Below are 18,159 nucleotides of genomic sequence, written 5' to 3' on the forward strand. Positions count from 1 at the left end.
TATAAAATTCAATGACAACAAGACTTTAACTTATGCTGCGTAACTCCTGTATTAACTATAAGTCTAGTACCAAAACCAATTTTAACATTACTTTGTTGCATATTTTTTCCTTTCATCTTAAATTGAATACCAATCAATTATATAAAGCATGTGAATAAAAATAATTGCTAAATTCGCATTGAAATCGTAACACTTTGTTACAATCGTTAAATAACGAAAGGAGCAAAGTAAATGACAGAAGTAAAAAGAGGGCATTTGACAGAAGAAGAAAAAGATTTTATAACTATTCTCCATGCAAAAATAATAAAAAAATGCTACTAAATCAAAAAATATTAATAAACCTTTAATAAACTAAAAAACCTGCCTTCAAATGAAGCAGGTAATTAAAAAAGAAAACGGGGTTGACGGGGCTCGAACCCGCGACCTCCTGCGTGACAGGCAGGCACTCTAACCAAACTGAGCTACAACCCCATATTTGCAAGTTAATTATAGAATACAAAATTTTTATTTTCAAGCATTTATTTTATTTAATCTGATATAGCCTATTTATAAGGGATTGAAGGCGTAAACGCTTTGAAAATAACTCTGGTTAATCTACCCCGTTGGCTTTAAAAAACGGAGCATATTTCATGTCTACTTCCAGTATGTGATGATTTAACCAGTCGGTCAGAAAGTTAATAAGAGAATCATCTATTTCTGCATCATGTTTTTCATACGCATTCAGAAACTTGGTGATGTTTCCCAGTAAATTTTCGTGTTCTTTTTTGTGCTGTTTTACATCAGGGTAATTAAACTTGGCAAAAAGCTTTTCTTCGTAGCCAAAATGACCTATTGTAAAGTTAGCGAGTTCTTTTAATGTTTTACCTAATTCAGGATGTTTTTTGTTTTTCAGATATAACTGATAAAGACTATTAACGTAATTAACGATTTTAAAATGCTGATAATCTATTTCAGTAACACCTGTAAAGAATTTTTCGCTCCAGAAGAAGATTACAGGTTTGTCATCAGTCTTAAAAACAGAGCAGGAAACATTTAATGTCCTCGCCATAATTAAAAGAGAATGGGCATGTTTTTCAAGTTCGTGTGTGCCTGCTGAATGTTCTTGAGTAGAGGCTGATATTTCCTGTGCAGCCGCGGCATTAGTTTCAGCAACCGCTGCCACGCTTGATATGGCAAGGTTCATAGCTTCGTTTTTTTCTACAAGTTCGCTGATTGAAGAATTAATTTTATCTGATTCTGTATCAATAATTTTTGATTGTTCATATATTTTGTCGAAGTTTTCTTTTATAAGATTGAACGCTTTAACTCCGTTTTCAACTTTGTCCAGATTGTTTAAAGTTGTATCTACAGATTTTTTGGATTCTGTTTGAACTTTTATTACAATTTCACGTATTTGATGAGTAGAACTTGCTGATTGTTCGGCAAGTTTTTTAACTTCATTAGCTACGACAGCAAAGCCTTTTCCTTCCGCACCTGCTCTAGCTGCTTCTATAGAGGCGTTTAGCGCCAAAAGATTTGTTTGTTTTGTTATATTAGTGATTAATTCAACTATTTCACCAATTTCACTGCCAAGTTGCCCGAGATAAGAGATTTGCTCTGCTGCAAGTTTGCTAGCATCTTTGATTTCATTTATCATAATAAGAGTTGAATCAATGTCTTGTTTACCTTGCAGTGCAATGTTTAAAAAATCATCGGCTATTTTGCCAATTTGTTTAACCTGATTATTTACTTGTTGCGAGGTATTAGAAATTTCATTGATATTTTCTGAACAAGTTATTATATCATTTACCTGATTATTTGCCCCTATTGCAAGCTGTTCAGTGGTTTTAGCAACTTCTTCGGCTATATTGGTTGAATTTTTGGTTATTTCTCCGAGTTTTTTACCTGATTTATACAAAATTTCAAGATCCTTTTCAAGTTGAAATACAAGATTCCTGACTTTCATTGCGACACTCGAAATATGTTTATCAAAATTTAAGTTGATATCGTTTTTTTCATTATTTAAATCAGATTCATTTTTACCGGAATAACTAAAATCGCCTTCCTTCATTTTTTCCAGAACAAAAAACAAAGAGTTTAAAGGATTAGTAGATGTTTTAGAAATAAAAATCCCTGTTATTGTGAAAAACAATAAAGAAAATATGCTCCAATCGATTAAAAAATTAAGATGATAACTTTTTGAAAAGGAATAAATGATTAATGGAGAAAGTGCTGCCGATAAACAAAATAAAATTAACTTTTTATTTAAACTCATTGTAACCTCATAACTGTTTTATAAATCAATTCTATAAAAATATTTTTCCTATTAATTATTATAAATTTTGTTTTGATTTAAAACAATTAAAATTTTTAATAATTAATATTTGGAACTAATCCAAATATTTTCTAAAGTTTGTTGGAGAGTTCTATAAGCTTGTTTACTGTTTCGGTAAAATCAATTTTTTCTTTTATGGATTGCTTGAGAAAATTATTAATTTCCTCGTTCAATTTTATTGCTCTGTCTATTTTAGCATCAGTACCCTTTATATAAGCGCCTATATTAATCAAATCAACGTTTTTTTCGTAGGTTGCGAGAAGATTCCTGATTTTTCCTGCTGATTCTATTTGTTCTTTTGATGTTACATCTATCATTACCCTGCTTATGCTTCCCAGTACATCTATTGCAGGGAAATGGTTTTTTTGCGCCAGTTGTCTTGATAACAAAATATGCCCGTCCAAAATGCCCCTTACTGTATCAGAAACAGGTTCATTAAAGTCATCCCCCTCAACAAGAACTGTATAAAGCCCTGTCATTGTACCTTTGTCGCTATTGCCGCTACGTTCAAGAAGTTTTGGCATAAGTGCAAATACTGAAGGAGTATATCCTCTTGTGGCAGGAGGTTCTCCTATTGCTAGCCCTACTTCTCTTTGAGCCATTGCAATACGAGTTACGGAGTCCAGCATAAAGAGAACATCACGTCCGCTATCTCTAAAATATTCAGCAATACTGGTTGCAACATGAGCAGCTTTTATTTTTACAAGTGACGGCTGGTCAGAAGTAGCGACTACTACTACCGATTTACTCAAACCCTCTGTTCCAAGGGAATTTTCTATGAATTCGCTTACTTCTCTTCCTCTTTCCCCGATTAAAGCGATAACATTCATATCCGCTTTGGAATTTCTGGCAAGCATTCCCAGCAAAGTACTTTTTCCTACGCCGCTTCCTGCCATTATTCCCACCCTTTGGCCTTTTCCGATGGTTATTAGGCTATCAATGGCTTTCACTCCCATTGAAAGAGAATCTCTAACTTTTATTTTTGTTAAAGGGTTAATTTTTTCAGCTTTTGTGGACTGAACTTTGTTTGTTTTCAATGATCCAAATTCATCAAGAGGGTTTCCGAGTCCATCTAAAACCCGTCCCAGAAGCTCTGAGCCAACTTTAATTTTTATTGCGCCACCTGAATTTATTACTGTAGAACCTGGTTTTAGTCCTTCCATTTCTCCAAGAGGCATGAGCAAGACTTTATCTTCTTTAAATCCTACTACTTCTGCCAATACAGGAGGTTCATTCATCTTTGGATAAATATAACAAAGGTCTCCAATAGAAGAAGGCGGGCCATCCGCTTCTATTACAAGACCTATAATGTGTGTAACCTGTCCAATTTCTTTAAAGGAAGTGGTTTTTTCTATTGTTTCTTTGTATTTTGAAAGATTTATCATAATTATCTTCTTATTATTTCGAACCGAGCGAAGAATCAGTGCATTTATTTATAACTTCTCCTAAAACAGGTTCATCTGCGAAAGTTTTCATAAGCTGTTCGGTTATTTGAGCAATTTGTGTCTCAAGACGAGCATCAATTCTGGATTCCGGTGATTCTATAATTGCACTGTTTGCATGAATTGTTTTATCTTCAATGATTTTTATTGTTTTCATTCCTTTAATCGCCATTTTTAATTCTTCGGAAAAATTATACAATTGTTCTTTTAAGGCAGGATTAACTATTATTTTTATTTCTTCCTTGTCTTTAAGCTCGTTTATTGCCGCCTTAATTATTTGAGTAATCATTTCCGGTTTGATTTCAAGCTGCTGCTTTAATATTTTTTCGGCAATGGCAATCGAAAGATGTAAAATCTCCAGCTCCGCAGACAAAATAATTTCTTTTTTCAGATTAAAAGCAGAGTCAGCAATTGCTTCCAGATTTACAACCTTTGAATAAACTTCTTCAGAAGCTTTTTGGTAGCCTTCATTAAAGCCTGTTAGAATTCCTTCCTGTTTGGCTTCTTCAAGAGTGTTGTTTTTTAACACTTCAAGCTCTTCTTTTTGTTTTGCTGCGTATTGTTTTGATTCTTCCAGCATTTGAGCAGCTTTGTTATTAGCTTCTTCAATAATGGAATTAGCCTGACTTTGAGCGTCTATAAGTATTTGATCGCATTTTTGCTTGAATTCCCTTTCTTTTACCTGCAAAGACAATTCTTCATTACTTAATTCATCATCATTAAAATTCCCGACAGGTGTTAATTTTAAAGAATGCTCGACTATATAAGATTCACCTAATTGAACATTAGAACTTTTTATTCTCTTACTCAATTAAGTCATCCTCCGCTTCATCCCTGAATATGGTTATTTCTCCTGTTGCTTCAAGGGCTCTAATAACAGCTACAACTTTTGTTTGAGCTTCCTGAACTTCTTTTGATCTCACAGGTCCCATGTATTCCATATCATCTTTGAGCATACCCGATGCTCTTTCTGACATGTTTCTGAATATTTTATCTTTAAGGTCTTCATTAGAGCCTTTGAGCGCAAGTGCAAGGTCTTTTGTCTCAACTTCACGCAGTACACGCTGAACTGATCTGTCATCAAGCTTTGTAACATCTTCAAATACAAACATAAGTTCTCTTATTTTTTCTGCCATTTCGAGATCCTGAACTTCTAAAATCTCCATGATTTTTCTTTCAGCCGTTCTATCCGCGCGGTTAAGTATATCAGCCAGTGCTTCTATGCCGCCGGCTTTTGAAAAATCCTGAGAAACAACTGCTGAAAACTTACTTTCAATAATTTTTTCTACTTCTCCCAATATCTCAGGATTTGTTCTGTCCATTTCAGCTATTTTTATTGCCACCATTGCTTGAAGCTGATCAGAAAGATTGCTTAAAACTAATGCAGCTTTATCAGGCTTTAAATAAGCCAGAATTAAAGCAATAAGTTGAGGATTTTCGTTTTGAAAAGACGTTGCAAGTTGTGCAGCATCGGCATTATTAAAAAATTGAAAAGGATCAGCCTTGTTCGCAGCTAGTTTTTCAAAAAGCAGACCCGCTTTTTGATCGCCAAAAGTATCTGACAAAAGTTTTTTAGCATAATCAGGACCGCCGCGGTTCAAAAAATTGCTTGCCTGAAACAGAGAATAAAACTCTTCAAGCACTTCATCAATAACTTCTGTTGGTATTTTAGTGAGATTTGCGATATCAAGAGTAATTTGTTCAATTAATTCATCATCAGCCAAATTTTTTAGTACTTCTGTGGCTGTAGCCGGTCCAAGAGCAATTAAAAGAGTGGCAACTTTTTGAGTGCTGCTCATAGAGCTAATGGTTAAAGTATTATTGTGATGATGATCAGCCATATTTTTTAATCCTTTATAAATGACTGTAGTAGACGTGCCGCTTCTGCCGGATCAGAAAGAATTGTGGCATTTATATCTGTTTTTATTTTTTCCAGAACAGGATCCATGCTTGTTCCAAGAATTGGAACACCTTCTCCCGATGCTGAAATCATGCCGGGTTCTTCGTTCTCAATTGCTTCATCGCCATAATATCTTCCAGAATCATAGATTTCTCCGCTTAAAGGCTTCTTGAACAGGGAGCTGAGAACAAAAAGAGCACCAAGACCAAGAACGAGAATCACAACCAGCGGGGCTATGCTTTGTATCAAAAATTGCTGCGAATTGGTTTTGTCCAATTGGCTTACCATTTGATTTCCCTGCTCGTCAGGATTCATTGCAAACTGCATTCCTGTAATTGTAATTATATCACCTCTTGTTTCATCAGCACCGCTCGCCGAAATTACAAGTTTTTTGATTTCGTCTTTTTCTTTTGTTGTAAGAATTTTATTAAGAGCGACAGCAATAGTCATTCTTTGGACTTTACCCGGGGCGTACACAACCTGACTAACTTCTTTGGAAACATTATAATTTTTTGATGTTCTTATTTTTTCATAATTTTTTCCGGAAGAAGGCTCGGAAGCATTAATTGCTGCATCTGTGTTTCCTGCTGCTTTTTGACCTTTATCGTAAACTTCTGATTCCTCTTTTGAATCAGAAAGAACTCCTGTGGGAACTCCGTTGCTGTCTGTTGCAGGAAGATATTTTTCTGTAGTGGTTTTTGTTCTGTCAAAATTAATATCTGCGCTTACTTCAACAGAAACATTGCCGACCCCTACAATATTCTGAATAACTTTTTGAACTTTTTTTACAGCTTCTTTTTCAAATTGCGTTTTATAGTCATCTCCTGAGCTGTTTGCACTGTCTGAATCTTCTGCCAGATTAACTCCGCTTTGGTCTGTAACAAAAACTTTTTCGGGTGTAAGTCTAGGTATTCCGTAAGCCACAAGGTTTTTAATCGCTTTAATTTGGTCAGCTTTAAGTTTTGTTCCACTTTCAAGAATAAGCATAACGGAAGCCGAAGGCTGTTCGTCTTTATCGGCAAATACAGACCTGTCGGGTTCTGCAATTTGAACTCGAGCTTTTTGTATTCCTCTTATTTTTTCTATTGTTTTTATTAATTCATCCTGAAAAATCTTTTGCCTTGTCAGTTTATTCTGAAAGTCAGTAGCACCAAACTGCATTTTGTTTAATAGGTCAAAACCGGGGTTGCTGTCTTGAATAACGTCATTTTGGGCAACCATAAGTCTTAATTCTTCTTTTGCTTTTAGTGGAACCAGAATTGTTTTTCTGTCATCGCTTAATTTGAAAGGATAACCTGATTTTTTCAGGCTTTCTATAACAGCATTTGCATCGGTATCCGATAAATCACTGTAAAGAACCCCCCATTCGGGTTCCATTGATTTAATAGCTATAAAAGAAACCGCAAAAACTGAAGCAACAAGCAAAAGCATGATAACCAGTTTTTGCATGAACTCCAGTCCGTTCCATAATTTTTTTATATCATTTAAAATTACACTTAATTGTGTTTCCAATTCTAACTCCCCGAAAAAATCCTTTTATGTTTATACCCATTATACTAAAGAATGTAATTGAAGTATCTTTTTTAAGTTTTGTTAACTATATATCACACTTGCATTCTGGAAATCTCCTGATAAGCCTGAAGAATTTTGTTTTTCATCTGAACAGCAAGTTGCATAGAAAGATTGGCTTTTTCAGACGCTATCATTACGGTGTGCATGTCTATGTTTCCGCCTGAAGCAAAAGTTTCAACAGCTTTTTCCGCATCCCTGTTTTTTTCGTTAATACTATTAATATAATTACCGAGAACGTTAGAAAATTTATTTGCGACTTCGCCTGTTGTTATTTCCGATTTATCAAATTGACTGCTGTCATCAAATGATTGATTTTTTTCAACCAACCCCTTAAGATCAGCTTTAAGCTCAAGATCATCATTACTGATTTTAGAAAAATCTATTTTGTTTATACCCTCATTAATGGGGTTAATATTTTCAGGACCCTGTACCTCATCATTCTGAATCATAAAATTATCCAGCTTGTTAATATTTCCAGTCCCTATACTATTTAAATTATTGAATCCTTGCAATCCTGATAACGCTTCTAACATATTATATACCCCTTATCTGATTATTAAATTCTCATAGCAGATGTAATCATGCTTTTTGTAGCATTTATTGAAGTAACATTCGCTTCATAAGCTCTGCTTGCTGAAATCATATCAACCATTTCGCTTACTACATTTACGTTTGGAAGATTTACATAGCCATCTTTGTCTGCATCAGGATGAGAAGGATTATAAACTTTGTTAAGCGGTGTTTTAAAATCTTCTCCTACCTGAAGAACTTTAACTCCGTTGAGTGCGCTAAGTCCTGAATTTTGACTTACAGATCCGCTTAAATCCGCATTTGAGTTTGTCTCATCAGAATTTTCCGATTCATCGTTATTATTTTTTCCGTTTACCATATTCCCGTATACAGAGGCAAAAACTGCTTCTTTTCTTCTGTAAACACCGGGTGTTCCGTCAGCATTCCTTGTTGTATTTACGTTTGCAATGTTGCTTGCAATTGTGTCCATTTTTATTCTCTGTGCTGTTAAGGCAGAAGAACTTATATCTAAAGCGTTGAAATTCATTTGTTATCTCCTCAATTATTTTATTAATGTATAAAATCCGGATAAGAATTTATACATTACCTCCTCTGATTATTTCCGCAAGGCTTTTGAATTCCCTTGATTGTAAGTTTGCAAGTGCATTATAGCTCATACCGTTTTTTGTCAAAGAACTCATTTCCTGTTCAATGTTAACAGTATTTCCGTTCGTATTAGGAGCATTTTCATCACTTTCTACCGTTTGAGGATTAAAGTCGGACATTTTCATAAAAGACTCATTATAATTTACGCTCAAAGGAGCTTTCGGCTGATTATTTGATAAGATGTTATCAATGGTATTATTCATTCCCATTGAATTTATCAATCTTTGATTTTCTTTTAAGTCTTCGGTATTTATAATTTTACTTAACTGATCTTCAAAAGTTACGTCTACTCTTTTGTAATCAGGAGTATCGGCGTTAGCAATGTTTGAAGAAATGGCTTTATGTCTTGCGGAAAGACCGTCAAGACCTAAAGTAGCAAATTCTATTGTTCTTGTACTTATTAAATCCATAGTTTTTTGCCTCCCCGTTTTTTAATAAGCGCTTATATAAATTAATTCAATCGGAAGCGACATTACAAAGGTTGTTCCTTCTGTGTCTGTTGAACTGATTAATAAACTTCCGCCATGTGCTTCCATTATTTTTCTTGCCCGCGCAAGTCCTAAACCTGTTCCGGTTTTTTTAGTCGTAAAGTAAGGTGTAAAGATTTTTTCTCTAAATTCAGGCGCTATTCCTGAGCCTTCATCTGAAATTTTTATTAAAATCGAATTGTTTTCATTGCTGTAATCAACAAATATTTTTACCTTGTCTTCTGATTTTGAAACTTCAAGAGCGTTTTTAACGATATTTAAAACAGCTTGATGCACTTTTGTTTTATCAAAAGCGACTTTAAAATTTTCATTAAGCAGGTTTTCGAATGAAAGACTTACATTTTTTGACTCAAAGGAAGGCTTAACAAGGTTTATAACCTCCAATAATGTTTTGTTAATATCAGTTTCGGTTTTTTCAAGAAACATCGGTTTTGAATAATCTGTTAATTCAGTTAAAAGTGCCTCAAAATTTTGAGAAGCGCAGCTTATAGAATTTGTTGAATTCATAAGACTTTCAAACACTTCTTGGTCTTTTATTCTCAGCTTTTTAATGTTTTTTGAAATTATTTTTGCATGCAAACCTATCATTCCGAGTGGATTTCTTAATTCATGCGCTATTGTTGAGCATAATTGATCAATAGCCGAATGTTTTTCGATAGGAACTGTTTTTTCGCAAACATCTTTTAATTCGGTATTTGCACAAATTAAGTCTCTTTGCCCACTTTCAAGATTTGTTATGAGTTTTCTTAAAATAGTTGTGAATTTTTCGTTATTTCTTCTATCCTGCAAGATTTTTGATAAATCTTTTTCAACATTTTCATTGTAAGCAATTTCCTGAAGAAATTCGATGACGGATTTTGTATCTTCAGGATTCATTGAGCAGAAACCTTCGCACAGTCCCAAAACACCTGTGTTTGATTCGTTCCAATATATGCAGGCAGAAAACCTTTCGGCAATGATTACAAGAAACTCATCGTTTTCAAGACCCGGATGATTCGAAGCAATGCTGTTAAATCCTTCTATATTATCAGAGTAGGCATATACTTTCGATTCAGTGTACTTAAGTCTGTTTAAAAGCCCTTGAAAACCTTGTGAATTTTTTAGTCTGGCAAAAATTACTGACGGGTATCTATTTTCTATAATGGTTTCAAGAAAACACCTGAAAAGAGTAGCAAGGGTTTGCCTTGTATATGAATCAAGTTCTATATAATTAAATAAATCTTTTATAGATGTTTTTGAATTGTACTTTGAAACTTTTTTCATTTCTTTGCCCGATAATTACTTATATTGATTTGCAATCAATGCTATTCTGATGATAAAGAGCCATTAGTCCTATTAACTAAACTGCTGCTTTCATTTTTCTTCTATTGCCGATGGAATGGTTGATTGCATAAAGTACAGCCTGTGTTCTGTCATTTACCTGTAATTTTTGGAATATATTATTTACGTGTGTTTTTACTGTTGTTTCACTGATAAATAATTGTTTAGCAACGCCTTTATAAGTGATTCCCTGTGTAAGAAGTTCAAGAACTTCTTCTTCTCTTTGTGTAAGGTATGAAAGAAGATTTTCTGAATCATCTGTCTTAATTTTTGACTCTTCTTTAAGGGTGGCCTGAAAATGATCAAAGAATTTTGCAGTAAGCGAGGAAGGAAGATAAATTTTCCCGTTGGATACTTCCTGTATCGCTGTGATTAATTGTGAAGCAGCCATTGTTTTTAAGATATATCCTCTTGCTCCGACTTTCATTGCTCTAAAAATAAGATCTGAATCATCATAGCCTGTTAAAGCAATAACTTTGGTATCTAAATCAAGTTTTTTGATTTCCTGAATAGCTGTAATTCCGTCCATATCAGGCATGTTAATGTCCATTAATACAACGTCAGGTTTGTATTTTTTAATAAGAGAAATGGCTATTTCAGCAGTCGCTGCAATACCTTTTACTTCAAAATCGCTCTCGATTTTTACAAGTTCCCTGATTCCTGAAGCGTGATCATAGTTGTCATCAACGATTAAAACGGTTCTATTTTCTTGTAAACTAACACTACGCATAAATTACTCCCCTACTGTATTTACCTCAACAATATTTTTTTAATCCCTATAAGGGGATTACCCCCTTTATTTGTTCTACACTATGCATAGTACTTTGTTTGATGAGTCCTCTCATCGATACAGAGGTTTATATTTATCCTGTGAAAGGTTTAATTTAGGATCTAAACCTTTTGATTTAAATTAAGATATTTCCTTTGAATAAAAGGTGTTTCCGCTCCTAATTCGTTTAAATGAGTAGCATATTAAACAGCTGATTTTTTAAAAGTATTTCATTTATCGAAACTAATCTTTTTAACTTATTTTGTGTCAAAAATGTGATATACTTTGAAAAAACTAAAAGAGGATTTTTACAAATGGGAATTGTTGAAAAAATTAGAGAACTCGGCTATGAGCTTCCGGAAGTATCAAAACCTATAGGCGCATATATACCTGCATTAAGACTGGGAAATCTTGTTATGACTTCAGGAATGTTGCCTATTAAAGACGGAAAACTTGCTTATACAAATGAAATTGGCGGAGTTTTTCATAATGTTGAAGATGGATATCAAGCCGCAAAACTATGTGTTTTAAATGGATTAGCCGCAATAAACCAGCTCGTTCCCCTTGATAATATTGAGCGAATAATCAAAGTTACAGGATATGTAAACAGCGCAAAATCTTTTACAGACCAACCAAAAGTAATAAACGGCGCATCTGATTTTCTTGTAGAAATTTTTGGAGAATCAGGTCGTCATGTAAGAGCCGCAGTAGGCGTAAATGAGCTTCCATTAGGCGCGTCAGTAGAAATAGAATTTATTGTTCAGGTCAAAGATTAAAAGAAGTTAAAGTTAAAAATATGAAAACAAATAACAAACTTTGTCGTATTTATAACAAAGTTTGTTATAATAGAAACATGTGAAAACTAAGGAGGATTTTTATATGAATATTTCGCTTACACCTGCTCTGGAAAAAATGGTTCAGGATAAAGTCGCGTCAGGTCTTTATAATTCAGCAAGTGAAGTCATAAGAGAAGCTTTAAGACTTCTTTCTGAACGCGATGAAATTAAAAAATACAGAATAGAAGAATTAAACAGAGAAATCCAGGAAGGTCTTGATGATTTAGCAGCCGGCAGAGTAATTGATGCTAAAATAGCAATAAAAAGACTTAAGGAAGGTTAGTAATGGAACTTATTCTTACTGAAAGAGCATACAAGGACTTAGCAGAAATTAAAGAATATATATCATTAGACAATCCAACAGCCGCTAAAGAGCTTCTGTCCGATTTTGAAAAAGCCTTAGATAATTTAGCTTTAATGCCTAAAATTGGACATATTAACCAAACCCTTACAAATAAAAATGTTAGATTTTTAAACGTAAAAAAATATGTAATTATCTATAAAATCAATGATGACAACATTGCAGTCATTAGAATATCAAGTACTTACCGTGATATTTATGAAATGCTATCTGATTACTAAAAATTAAATAAAAGAAAATTTTATTATGACAAGAATTATTCCCTTAAGGTACTCTGACATGGCAAAAGTCAGAAAAATGATAGAATACGTTAGCCCTGATATTTCCAAAGACAGGGTTAATGAAAAAACATTTGTTTATTTCCCTTTTAACGGACTGCATGAACTGCTCCCGGTAAATTTAAAATTTTTACAGGAGTGCTATGTTGCAGTAGAGGGACAAGAATTGCTGGGCTTAATAAGCCTTACCCCTGACGGAAACCAGAAAACCCGCTGGAAAATTAACAGGCTAATCCTAAATCCTAATGCTTACGATGCAGGAAAACAGCTTATTGATTATGTAGTCAACAAATACGGCGGTGCAGGAGTCGAAACCTTTATAACAACAATTGATGAGAATTATACAGAGGCTCTATCTCTTTTTAAAACAGCTTGTTCTTTCAGAAATTGTTCAAAAGTCAGTATATGGGAATATGAAAATTTGAAAAATTATGAAATTTCTGAAAATAATGTTCCGTTAAGAATCGCAAAGCTTTCTGATGCAAAAAAAATATACGGGCTTGATTGTGAAGCACTTTATCCCAAATTTAAAACATCATTGGTTAAAACAGAAAATGATTTTAAGTTTGATCTGGGAAATCTATTAATAAATAAATTTAAAGGTCACAAAATTCAGCGTTTTGTGCTTGATAATCCTCAAAAAGAACTAATAGAAAGCTTTTTATCAATTATGACAAAAGATGACGTTGTTTTTTGGGTTGATATAACACTTTCGCTTGCTTATCAGGAATATTACAAGGATATTTTAAATTTTGCCATAAATAAGGTTTCTTCAATCAACAGAGATGGAAAACTTTATATTGGTGTTCGTGATTTTCAGCAAACAAGCCGAAAAATAACAGAAGTTCTTTCTCAATATAATTTTAAACAGAATGGAAATTTTGAAGTTCTGGTGAAAGATTATTGGAGACCAGCTCAATATAAAACTGAAAATAAAGTTCCGATAATGATTTTTCCTGATATGACCAGCCCTGCGTGCAATATTATACATTTTATAAAATAATTTTAAGAAAACAGGAGATGCTTCATATCTTTGACCGCCTGATCTAAACCGGTAAAAACAGCTCTAGAAACTATTGAATGCCCTATATTCAGCTCAACCATTCCGGGAATTGATAAAATTCTTTTGGTGTTTTGGTAGTTCAATCCATGACCTGCATTTACTTTCAAACCGAGTTCTTGTGCAAGTTCAGCTGCTTTTTCCAATTCATGAAAGGTCTTGTCTTCTTCAAGTGTATCAAAGCTTTCTGCATACTGCCCCGTATGAAGTTCTATGAATTGAGCTTTGGTTTCAGCACTTGCTTTTACCTGTTCCAAATCAGGGTCTATAAAAAGGCTGACAATTATTTGTGCTTCCAATAGAGGTTTTAAGTATTCTTTAAGATATTCTTTTTGTTTAATAACATCAAGACCTCCCTCTGTTGTTAATTCCTGCCTTTTTTCTGGGACAAGAGTAACACTGTAAGGTTTTATTTCCAGCGCGATTTTCTGCATTTCTTCAGTTGCAGCCATTTCAAGGTTAAGACGGGTTTTAACAGTATTACTTAAAATTTTTACATCCCTGTCATTGATGTGCCGCCTGTCTTCCCGTAGGTGAACAGTTATTGCATCTCCGCCTGCAATTTCAACTATTGCTGCCGCTGAAACAGGATCCGGCTCCGCGCCGCCTCTTGCCTGTCGTATCGTTGCAATATGATCTATATTTACTCCAAGTGTAACCATTTTTATTTTTCCCTGAATTGATTTTTTACTTCCTGTCGATTTTTTTGAAAAGAAACTTCGGATATTTTGAAAACGAAAAATCAGATCCAAAAAGATTTTGCAGTCCAAATTTTTTCTTTTCAATATCTGTAGAAATGTCTTTTTCTTTTATTGATTCTGAAACACCATAAACTAATTCAAGTTCTGACTTTAATTTGTCCAGACCTTCTATTTGTATTAATTTTCCGCTATTTGCAAGTGAAATATGCCCTGTTTCTTCGGAAACAACCAAACAGGTAGCATCAGAAATTTCTGACATTCCTATAGCGGCTCGATGTCTTGTTCCGTACTGCCAACTAAGTTTTGGGTCTTCAGTCAATGGAAGAAGGACGCTAGAGGCGAGAATTTTGTCGCCATTGATAACTACAGCCCCGTCATGAAGAGGTGTATTCGGATGAAATATAGTTAATAATAATTCTGTACTGATTCTTGCGTTTAATTTTGTTCCAACTTCAAGAGTGCTTTCCATTCCTTCAGTATTCTGAAATACAATTAAAGCCCCTGTATGGGATTTGCTAAGATGTTTTATCGCATTCACAATTTGATCAATAACTTCTTTTACATCAGATTCAATATCTGTAACAAAGGAAGTCTTTGTAAAAAAACCATGCTGCCCAATATAGCCGAGAAAACGCCTTAATTCCGGCTGAAATATTACTACAAGAGAAAATATTACAATATTTACAACACTTTCGAGAACTTTTCCTATAATTTGAAGATTAAATAATTTGCTCATAAGAAGAGCCAAAAGAAGCATTAAAATGCCTTTCAATAGCTGTTCAGCGTGGGTTCCCGTTATGTATCTATAAATTTTGAATATTACTGCGCCCAGTACGAGCAGTTCAAAGATATTTTTAAAAAGATTAAAATTCCAAACCGGTCTTAAAGAAGAGAACATGGGGGAAACAAACCCTATGATTGAATGATAGTCAATATGCGGCAAGTATTCAAACACTTGTAGTGTTACCCCTTATAAATTATAAGTAATAAAAGCTTATGAGATTGCCGTATTGCCTATTATTGGCTCATCGCAATGACATACTTTCTTTCAATAACTGTTATACAAGATGACAGTTGCTTTCCTTTAACCTTTCAGGAATTACATCAAGAGAAATTAAATCCTGATAGGTTTCTCTTTTTATTATAACATCAGATTGACCTTCTTGTACAATAATTCCTGCCGGTTTCGGCACACGATTATAATTACTCGCCATAGAATAATTGTAAGCCCCTGTACAGAATATACAAATAATATCACCTGGCTCTGTTTCAGGAAGTACGGCATCATTTATTAACACATCTCCTGATTCGCAGTATCTTCCTGCTATTGTCACTGTCTCTGTAGCTTTTTCATTAGCTTTATTAGCGATAATCCCGTTATATTTTGCTTGATACATTGAAGGTCTTGGGTTATCAGCCATCCCTCCGTCAACTGCTATATATTTCTTGCCTTCAGGAACTTGTTTTGAGCTTCCTACAGTATAAAGTGTAACTCCTGCGTTAGAAATTATACTTCTTCCCGGCTCAATAACGATTTTGGGCTCAGGCAGGTTATATTTCGCTAAATTTTGTTTTAGAGCTGTTAAAATAACTTCTGCTATTTCAAAAACAGAAGGAGGATCATCTTCTGAAACGTATTGAACCCCAAGACCACCGCCCAAATTCATTTCTTCAAGTGTAATACCAAATTTATCCCGAATTCTTGCAAATTCAGAGACAACAACTTCTACTAAATCAGCATAAACGTTTGTTTCAAAGATTTGAGAGCCTATATGTCCGTGCAGGCCTTTTAAATTAAGATTAGGGCATCTTTCTTTTATAAGCTCTATAGCCTCATCAATCTGTGTTAAATCAAATCCGAATTTGCTGTCAAGATGTCCTGTTTGTATGTATTCGTGGGTGTGACATTCGATACCTGGTGTGATTCTTAAAATAACGTCGACTTGAAGGTTCTTTGACAGGGCAATGCTGTCAAGAAGCTCTATTTCGAAAAAGTTATCGACTGTAATTCTTCCAATGCCTGTTTCTAAAGCAAGCTCCAACTCCTCTGAAGATTTGTTATTTCCGTTAAAATAGCATTTTTCCATAGGAAAGTTTGCGCTTGAAGCTGTATAAATTTCGCCGCCTGAAACCACGTCCAGCCCGAAGCCTTCGTCCTTGAGAATAGCACAAACAGCTTGTGTCATAAAAGCCTTAGAGGCAAAAAGTATTGAAATATTACTATAGGAAGAAAAAGCTTCTTTGTACTGCCTGCAACTATTTCTTAAAGTTTCTTCATCGTATACATAAAGTGGAGTACCGTACTTTTCAGCTAATTCAACAACGTCACATCCGCCGATTTCAAGATGGCCACCGGCATTAATTTTAGTAGTGACCGGCATTATAGATTGGTTAACCGTATTTTTCATTTTAAATATTCCTTTGTTTTGTCTTTTTCAAGCTTTTTTATCATTAAAATTTTTCAAAATCTCATAATTTGTGTTTCTTTGAGCTGCTTTAAATCCTGCTTTTTGAATATTTTCGATAATTTCATCAATGGTGGCTCTGTTTAAGACACCTGCTGCCTTAACGACATTTTCCTCAAGCATTGTACCACCAAAATCATTTGCGCCAAATCTTAAACTTAGCTGTGCAATTTTTAATCCCTGTGTAACCCATGAAGCTTGAATATTCGGAATATTATCTAAAACAAGTCTTGAAACTGCAAGGATTTTTAGATAATCATTCGCTGTTATGCCAGAAAAACCAGTTTTAAAAAGTTCTGAAGAATATCCTTCAAACGGGGCGAAAGTCCAGGGAATAAAGGCTGTAAAACCGCCTGTTTTATCTTGCAAAGTCCGTATTTTTAAAAGATGTTCCACTATATGTTCATAATCTTCACCAAAACCAAAAACCATTGTTGCGGTTGTTTTTAGCCCTAAACAGTGTGCTGTTTCCATAATATCAAGCCATTCCTGAGAAGAAATTTTGTTAGGGCTTATTTTTTGTCTTATTTCATCGCATAAAATCTCAGCCCCGCCTCCCGGAATAGAAGACAGACCGCGTTCAATAAACATCTCCAGAAGTTTTTTGGAAGTTAAATTATTATTCTTTGCTATAAAAGAGATTTCCGAGGGGGAAAATGAATGAATAGTTAAAGAAGGAAAGTCTTTCCTAAGTGATGTTATGAGTTCCAGATAATAATCAAGAGGAATATCAGGATTTAATCCGCCTTGAAGTAGTAATTGGGTGCCTCCTACAGAAACAAGTTCGGTGATTTTCCTTTTTATAACTTGATAATCAAGAACATAAGAGCCTTTTTGGTCTTTATCCTTATGAAAGGCACAAAATTTGCATTTACAGGTGCATATATTTGTATAATTTATATTTCTATCCACAACAAAAGTTACAGGCTCACTCTCAGGATGAAATTCCTGTCTTTTAGTGTCTGCAAGCTGTCCGAGTTTTAGAATATTATTATTTTCAAGAAGCTTGAGTGCTTCAAGTTTATTTATTCTCATTTTAATATTTTACCAAATAGTTTAATGCTAAACAAAAATACTTTTTAAAAATCTTATATTTTATGTTACATAATATTAAATTGATTTTTCTCAACTATATCAGTAGTTTTGGCATTAATTTAAAAAACATTTTGAAATGAAATATCATTTTTTTCTTTCACAGTACTTTAATCAAATAGAAATTAATAAAAAGTCTTATACAGTATTAATTAAATCAGGCAAAGCCTGGAAAGGAACAGGATAATGAATATAAACTCAACTCAAAATAGTGCACAGAAAAGTTTAAGCTTTGGCTCAATCGAACTATCAACAGAACTTAAAAGAGGGCTATACAGATTTAATAGAGAAAAAGTCGAGCAATTTTGTAGAGAAACAAGTGCAGTCGGTAGTCTAGTGTTCAGTTAAGTTAAAAGTTTAGAACAAATTTTCTTTTTTCACGTCT

The 18,159-nt window shown here is 34.0% G+C and carries 18 protein-coding genes and 1 tRNA gene; 4 read left to right on the forward strand and 15 right to left on the reverse strand.

Going from position 1 to position 18,159, the window contains the following annotated elements; genetic code table 11:
- Positions 1-396: 396 nt before the first annotated feature.
- The 11 genes from WCG23_11050 to WCG23_11100 form a co-directional block, all read right to left on the reverse strand.
- Positions 397-471: transfer RNA gene (locus WCG23_11050), tRNA-Asp, on the reverse strand.
- 118 nt (positions 472-589) lie between these two features.
- Positions 590-2,254, reverse strand: a complete 1,665-nt coding sequence (locus WCG23_11055; GenBank protein ID MEI8390406.1) for a bacteriohemerythrin — start codon at positions 2,252-2,254, stop codon at positions 590-592.
- A 131-nt stretch (positions 2,255-2,385) separates the two neighbouring features.
- Positions 2,386-3,699 carry a flagellar protein export ATPase FliI gene (gene fliI, locus WCG23_11060; GenBank protein ID MEI8390407.1) on the reverse strand — a complete coding sequence of 438 codons (1,314 nt, stop codon included), beginning with the start codon at positions 3,697-3,699 and terminating at the stop codon, positions 2,386-2,388.
- 13 nt (positions 3,700-3,712) lie between these two features.
- Positions 3,713-4,567 carry a FliH/SctL family protein gene (locus tag WCG23_11065; GenBank protein MEI8390408.1) on the reverse strand — a complete coding sequence of 285 codons (855 nt, stop codon included), beginning with the start codon at positions 4,565-4,567 and terminating at the stop codon, positions 3,713-3,715.
- The gene (gene fliG, locus WCG23_11070) at positions 4,560-5,597 is read right to left on the reverse strand and encodes a flagellar motor switch protein FliG (protein MEI8390409.1); all 1,038 of its coding nucleotides are present in this window, start codon (positions 5,595-5,597) and stop codon (positions 4,560-4,562) included. The genes WCG23_11065 and fliG overlap by 8 nt, the downstream gene beginning before the upstream one ends.
- A 5-nt stretch (positions 5,598-5,602) precedes the next feature.
- Entirely contained in the window at positions 5,603-7,168 is a 1,566-nt protein-coding gene (gene fliF / locus WCG23_11075) for a flagellar basal-body MS-ring/collar protein FliF (protein ID MEI8390410.1), read from the reverse strand.
- Between the two features lie 92 nt (positions 7,169-7,260).
- The gene (gene fliE / locus WCG23_11080; protein MEI8390411.1) at positions 7,261-7,761 is read right to left on the reverse strand and encodes a flagellar hook-basal body complex protein FliE; all 501 of its coding nucleotides are present in this window, start codon (positions 7,759-7,761) and stop codon (positions 7,261-7,263) included.
- A 23-nt stretch (positions 7,762-7,784) separates the two neighbouring features.
- Positions 7,785-8,285: a flagellar basal body rod protein FlgC gene (flgC, locus tag WCG23_11085; GenBank protein ID MEI8390412.1), complete on the reverse strand. Its 501-nt coding sequence runs from the start codon at positions 8,283-8,285 to the stop codon at positions 7,785-7,787.
- 49 nt (positions 8,286-8,334) lie between these two features.
- On the reverse strand, positions 8,335-8,814 hold the full coding sequence (gene flgB, locus WCG23_11090; GenBank protein ID MEI8390413.1) for a flagellar basal body rod protein FlgB: 480 nt from the start codon (positions 8,812-8,814) through the stop codon (positions 8,335-8,337).
- A gap of 21 nt (positions 8,815-8,835) precedes the next feature.
- Positions 8,836-10,155: a HAMP domain-containing sensor histidine kinase gene (locus WCG23_11095; protein ID MEI8390414.1), complete on the reverse strand. Its 1,320-nt coding sequence runs from the start codon at positions 10,153-10,155 to the stop codon at positions 8,836-8,838.
- Positions 10,156-10,231: 76 nt separating this feature from the next.
- A complete protein-coding gene (locus WCG23_11100) occupies positions 10,232-10,942 on the reverse strand; it encodes a response regulator transcription factor (GenBank protein MEI8390415.1) in 711 nt (236 codons plus the stop codon).
- A 353-nt stretch (positions 10,943-11,295) separates the two neighbouring features.
- Here WCG23_11100 and WCG23_11105 point away from each other — a divergent pair, with 353 nt between their 5' ends.
- From WCG23_11105 to WCG23_11120, 4 genes are all read left to right on the forward strand, one after another.
- Complete coding sequence (locus WCG23_11105) at positions 11,296-11,757, forward strand: RidA family protein (protein ID MEI8390416.1); 462 nt, start codon at positions 11,296-11,298, stop codon at positions 11,755-11,757.
- Positions 11,758-11,860: 103 nt separating this feature from the next.
- Complete coding sequence (locus tag WCG23_11110; protein MEI8390417.1) at positions 11,861-12,100, forward strand: type II toxin-antitoxin system ParD family antitoxin; 240 nt, start codon at positions 11,861-11,863, stop codon at positions 12,098-12,100.
- A 2-nt stretch (positions 12,101-12,102) separates the two neighbouring features.
- Positions 12,103-12,399, forward strand: a complete 297-nt coding sequence (locus WCG23_11115) for a type II toxin-antitoxin system RelE/ParE family toxin (protein ID MEI8390418.1) — start codon at positions 12,103-12,105, stop codon at positions 12,397-12,399.
- A gap of 58 nt (positions 12,400-12,457) precedes the next feature.
- The gene (locus WCG23_11120) at positions 12,458-13,459 is read left to right on the forward strand and encodes a hypothetical protein (protein MEI8390419.1); all 1,002 of its coding nucleotides are present in this window, start codon (positions 12,458-12,460) and stop codon (positions 13,457-13,459) included.
- A 2-nt stretch (positions 13,460-13,461) separates the two neighbouring features.
- Here WCG23_11120 and WCG23_11125 read toward each other — a convergent pair whose 3' ends face one another.
- The 4 genes from WCG23_11125 to mqnC all read right to left on the reverse strand — a co-directional run bounded on the left by WCG23_11125 (position 13,462) and on the right by mqnC (position 17,717).
- Positions 13,462-14,178, reverse strand: coding sequence for a pyridoxine 5'-phosphate synthase (locus WCG23_11125; protein ID MEI8390420.1), 717 nt, complete (start codon positions 14,176-14,178; stop codon positions 13,462-13,464).
- 25 nt (positions 14,179-14,203) lie between these two features.
- The gene (cdaA, locus tag WCG23_11130; GenBank protein ID MEI8390421.1) at positions 14,204-15,172 is read right to left on the reverse strand and encodes a diadenylate cyclase CdaA; all 969 of its coding nucleotides are present in this window, start codon (positions 15,170-15,172) and stop codon (positions 14,204-14,206) included.
- 103 nt (positions 15,173-15,275) lie between these two features.
- Positions 15,276-16,625, reverse strand: a complete 1,350-nt coding sequence (gene lysA, locus WCG23_11135; GenBank protein ID MEI8390422.1) for a diaminopimelate decarboxylase — start codon at positions 16,623-16,625, stop codon at positions 15,276-15,278.
- 27 nt (positions 16,626-16,652) lie between these two features.
- Complete coding sequence (gene mqnC, locus WCG23_11140) at positions 16,653-17,717, reverse strand: cyclic dehypoxanthinyl futalosine synthase (protein ID MEI8390423.1); 1,065 nt, start codon at positions 17,715-17,717, stop codon at positions 16,653-16,655.
- Positions 17,718-18,159 lie beyond the last annotated feature (442 nt).

This window comes from bacterium, from assembly GCA_037147175.1.
Classification (GTDB): Bacteria; Cyanobacteriota; Vampirovibrionia; order Gastranaerophilales; family UBA9971; genus UBA9971.

What these genes read in the sequence shown, in the direction of transcription:
- WCG23_11055 (MEI8390406.1), bottom strand. Translation starts at nt 2,254, where the DNA reads ATGAGTTTAAATAAAAAGTTAATTTTATTTTGTTTATCGGCAGCACTT.
- fliI (MEI8390407.1), bottom strand. Translation starts at nt 3,699, where the DNA reads ATGATAAATCTTTCAAAATACAAAGAAACAATAGAAAAAACCACTTCC.
- fliG (MEI8390409.1), bottom strand. Translation starts at nt 5,597, where the DNA reads ATGGCTGATCATCATCACAATAATACTTTAACCATTAGCTCTATGAGC.
- fliE (MEI8390411.1), bottom strand. Translation starts at nt 7,761, where the DNA reads ATGTTAGAAGCGTTATCAGGATTGCAAGGATTCAATAATTTAAATAGT.
- flgC (MEI8390412.1), bottom strand. Translation starts at nt 8,285, where the DNA reads ATGAATTTCAACGCTTTAGATATAAGTTCTTCTGCCTTAACAGCACAG.
- flgB (MEI8390413.1), bottom strand. Translation starts at nt 8,814, where the DNA reads ATGGATTTAATAAGTACAAGAACAATAGAATTTGCTACTTTAGGTCTT.
- WCG23_11095 (MEI8390414.1), bottom strand. Translation starts at nt 10,155, where the DNA reads ATGAAAAAAGTTTCAAAGTACAATTCAAAAACATCTATAAAAGATTTA.
- WCG23_11100 (MEI8390415.1), bottom strand. Translation starts at nt 10,942, where the DNA reads ATGCGTAGTGTTAGTTTACAAGAAAATAGAACCGTTTTAATCGTTGAT.
- WCG23_11105 (MEI8390416.1), top strand. Translation starts at nt 11,296, where the DNA reads ATGGGAATTGTTGAAAAAATTAGAGAACTCGGCTATGAGCTTCCGGAA.
- WCG23_11110 (MEI8390417.1), top strand. Translation starts at nt 11,861, where the DNA reads ATGAATATTTCGCTTACACCTGCTCTGGAAAAAATGGTTCAGGATAAA.
- WCG23_11115 (MEI8390418.1), top strand. Translation starts at nt 12,103, where the DNA reads ATGGAACTTATTCTTACTGAAAGAGCATACAAGGACTTAGCAGAAATT.
- WCG23_11120 (MEI8390419.1), top strand. Translation starts at nt 12,458, where the DNA reads ATGGCAAAAGTCAGAAAAATGATAGAATACGTTAGCCCTGATATTTCC.
- WCG23_11125 (MEI8390420.1), bottom strand. Translation starts at nt 14,178, where the DNA reads ATGGTTACACTTGGAGTAAATATAGATCATATTGCAACGATACGACAG.
- lysA (MEI8390422.1), bottom strand. Translation starts at nt 16,625, where the DNA reads ATGAAAAATACGGTTAACCAATCTATAATGCCGGTCACTACTAAAATT.
- mqnC (MEI8390423.1), bottom strand. Translation starts at nt 17,717, where the DNA reads ATGAGAATAAATAAACTTGAAGCACTCAAGCTTCTTGAAAATAATAAT.